The organism is Delftia sp. ZNC0008 (genome assembly GCF_000799035.1).
Taxonomy (GTDB): Bacteria; Pseudomonadota; Gammaproteobacteria; order Burkholderiales; family Burkholderiaceae_C; genus Comamonas; species Comamonas tsuruhatensis.
The window spans coordinates 1-502 of record NZ_JTKZ01000723.1; the positions used below are offsets into that span (position 1 = coordinate 1).

Sequence of the window (502 nt, forward strand, 5' to 3'; positions counted from 1 at the left end):
CCGCGTCGCATCGTTGCGCGGCTGTCCGGCCCCGTCAGCACGCCGCGCAGCGACGCCGGCCTCATCGTCACCGAACACGGCGTGGCCGACCTGCGCGGCCAGACGCTGTCGCGCCGCGTGAAACGGCTGATCGACATCGCGGCGCCGGAGCACCGCGCCGACCTGGAACAACAGGCACATACCCTGCTGCGCCAATGCGGCGCAGCCTTTTCCTGATCCACTGATCCACTGATCGACTGATTCCCAAGGAGACAACACCATGCGCAGAGCCGCCATCGTCACCCCCCTTCGCACGCCCGTGGGCACCTTCGGCGGCAGCCTGCGGCCGGTATCGGTCGAGGAACTGGCCGCCACCACGGTGCGCGCCGTGGTCGAGAAAAGCGGCATCGACCCCGCACGCATCGACGACGTGGTCTTCGCCCAGTCCTACGCCAGCAGCGAGACGCCCTGCGTGGGCCGCTGGGCCGCGCTGCAGGCCGGCCTGCCGGTGACGGTGACGCGG

1 protein-coding gene and 1 pseudogene are annotated in these 502 nt (G+C 70.5%); both read left to right on the plus strand.

What is annotated here, in order from left to right:
- Window positions 1-216 (plus strand): acetyl-CoA hydrolase/transferase C-terminal domain-containing protein (locus L995_RS23490; RefSeq protein ID WP_047473895.1); only part of this gene is annotated, 216 nt, incomplete at its 5' end.
- 43 nt (window positions 217-259) lie between these two features.
- Window positions 260-502 (plus strand): annotated as a pseudogene (locus tag L995_RS23495) (acetyl-CoA acetyltransferase); the annotation flags it as partial.